3 protein-coding genes are annotated in these 2,367 nt (G+C 62.5%); all 3 read left to right on the forward strand.

The window, feature by feature from the left end; all coding sequences use genetic code 11:
- Nucleotides 1-377, forward strand: a 377-nt coding sequence (locus FJY68_14235) for a glycosyltransferase family 4 protein (protein ID MBM3332981.1), incomplete at its 5' end; no start/stop codon positions are given.
- A gap of 45 nt (nt 378-422) precedes the next feature.
- On the forward strand, nt 423-1,583 hold the full coding sequence (locus tag FJY68_14240; protein ID MBM3332982.1) for a glycosyltransferase: 1,161 nt from the start codon (nt 423-425) through the stop codon (nt 1,581-1,583).
- 103 nt (nt 1,584-1,686) lie between these two features.
- Complete coding sequence (locus FJY68_14245; GenBank protein MBM3332983.1) at nt 1,687-2,334, forward strand: class I SAM-dependent methyltransferase; 648 nt, start codon at nt 1,687-1,689, stop codon at nt 2,332-2,334.
- The last annotated feature ends 33 nt before the right edge of the window (nt 2,335-2,367 follow it).

Raw genomic sequence — 2,367 nt, forward strand, 5'->3', positions numbered from 1 at the left:
TTGAGGGACGCGTCCGTTTCCTCGGCTACGTAGCCGAGGAAACGCTCGCTGCGCTCTACACTTTGGCCCGTTGCTGCGTGTACCCTTCGTGGTATGAGGGGTTCGGCGTTCCGGTCCTCGAAGCGATGGCCTGCGGCACGCCGGTGATCGCGTCGAACGCTTCGTCAATCCCGGAGGTCGGTGGCGATGCGGCGTTGCTCGTGACGCCGGGCGACGTCAACGAACTGACCGGCGCTCTGGAGCGAGTCCTCAGCGACGACCAGCTTCGAGCCGAAATGGTAGCGAAGGGGCTGGCCCGCGCCCGCCAGTTCTCCTGGCAGACGACCGCGGCCCGGCATGTCGAGCTCTATCGTCGCATCCTCGAGGCCCCGAGATGAAACCCCGCCCCGGCATGGACACTCAACCTGCCGGTTCCGTGCCTCATGCTTGACGCATCCGCGGTTCTCTTCTTCTGGCTGCCGCTCGGCGTGATCTTCTACCATTGGGTGCTGTACCCGCTCACCCTCTGGCTGTTCGCAAAGCTTCGCCCGCGACGGACGGTACGTCAAGACCGTGACAAACCGTTCTCAGTCTCCATTATCATAGCGGCCTTCAACGAGGAGAAGCTGATAGCCGGCAAACTCGCCAATTGTCTCGACCTCGACTACCCGCCCGACAGGATGGAAGTCCTCGTCGGCTCTGATGCTTCGAGCGACGCGACGGACGCCATCGTCCAGTCCTGCAGTGACTCCCGCGTCCGGCTCATACGCTACGAACCACAGTCCGGCAAGACCGTGGTCCAGAACCGGCTGCTGTCCGAGGCACGCGGCGACCTCATGCTCTGCACCGACGTCGATTCGCTCCTGACGAAGCCATCGTTGAGGCTCATGGCTGACCGCTTCCTCGACCCCAAGGTCGCAGTCGTCAATCCCAGGTACACGCGCGTCAACAGGGACGGCAGTGCGGCCGAGGGCTTCTACGACCGTTGGGAGGCCAGAGTCAAGGAGCTCGAAGGCCGGCTGGGCGCGATGGTCGGCTGCAACGCCTACGCCAACATGGTCCGGAGGGAGTTCGCCGACCCGATACCTGACGATACCAACCTCGACGACTTCGTGCTTGGCATCCGCCCCTTCCGCCGCGGGTATGATGTTGTCACCGAACCGCGGGCACTGGTCGTCACCCAGACCGAAACCGAGAAACTGGAGTTCCGGCGCAAAGCGAGGATCAACCGCGGCAATTTGCAGGCGTTGCTCCGCTTCGCGGACCTGCTCCTGCCGAAGCACGGCATCAAGGCGTGGGTCTACTTCTCGCACAAAGTACTCAGGATGTTGATTCCGTTCCTGCTGCTGAGTCTGCTCGTCTCAAGTGCCGTCAAGGTCGCGCACCCGTTCTTCCGGGTCCTCCTCGTGCCGCAGCTTGTTGCCCTGGCCACAACTCCTCTGCTGCTGCTGGCCAAGGGCCGCTGGCGCAGGCTGCTGGTGCCCCAGTACTACTACTTCATGAACATCGCCCTGCTAGTAGGCTGCTGGCAGTTCCTCACGACCAAAGAGAAGTACTGGACAAAGACACCACGCGACGGTGAGGCATGCGATGCGCGAAACTAGCACGCCGATGCGCACTTCCCTGTGCTAGAGCCTCTCTGCCCGGGTGCCGTATTGTGTAGTCCCGCTGCGAGAGCCGGGCAGACCCCGGCCTCCAGGCCCAAACATGCTGCTTGATCTTATTGACAGGTTCTCCGGCCGAAGGCATGTCGAGGCGCGCAGGCGCAAGTTCGCGGATTTCACCCGGTTGTGCCGACCGACTCCGCAGGATGAGGTTCTCGATGTCGGGGTGCTGGGGCGCGAGACGTACGACGCGGCGAACCTGTTCCTCAAAGAGTATCCGCATCAGGAACGACTGACGGCCCTGGCAATCGAGGAGTGCTCGGAACTGTCTGCCCGGTACCCGCTGGTGCGATTCGTCAGGTATGATGGCCGACGGTTTCCGTTCGCCGATGACAGCTTCGCGATCTGTCACTCGAACGCCGTAGTCGAGCATGTGGGCGACCTAGAGCGGCAACGTCTGTTTGTGTCGGAGATGGTCCGAGTGGCGAACCGCGGCTTCTTCACGACACCGAACCGGTGGTTTCCAATCGAACTGCATTCCAAACTGCCGCTGGCCCACTACCTTCCCTGGCCGCTCTTCATCCAGCTCAGCCGGATTGTGCGGCGTGAGGAACTGGTGCGCGGTGTGCGGCTGTTGAGCAAGCGGCAGCTCGCCGATCTGGCAAAGCGGGCGGGCGTCAGCAGCTTTCTGATCCTCAACAACCGCGTACTCGGCATAACGGTTACGTACTCAGTGTTCTGGTCGAAATAGCGGAGGTCTGCCCGGTAGGCGGTCAGGCTGCGC

The organism is candidate division WOR-3 bacterium, from assembly GCA_016867815.1.
Lineage (GTDB): Bacteria > Hydrothermota > Tepidihabitantia > Tepidihabitantales > Tepidihabitantaceae > UBA2258.

Excerpts from the sequence above, each read along its gene's own strand:
- FJY68_14240 (MBM3332982.1), top strand. The coding sequence starts at position 423 with ATGCTTGACGCATCCGCGGTTCTCTTCTTCTGGCTGCCGCTCGGCGTG.
- FJY68_14245 (MBM3332983.1), top strand. The coding sequence starts at position 1,687 with ATGCTGCTTGATCTTATTGACAGGTTCTCCGGCCGAAGGCATGTCGAG.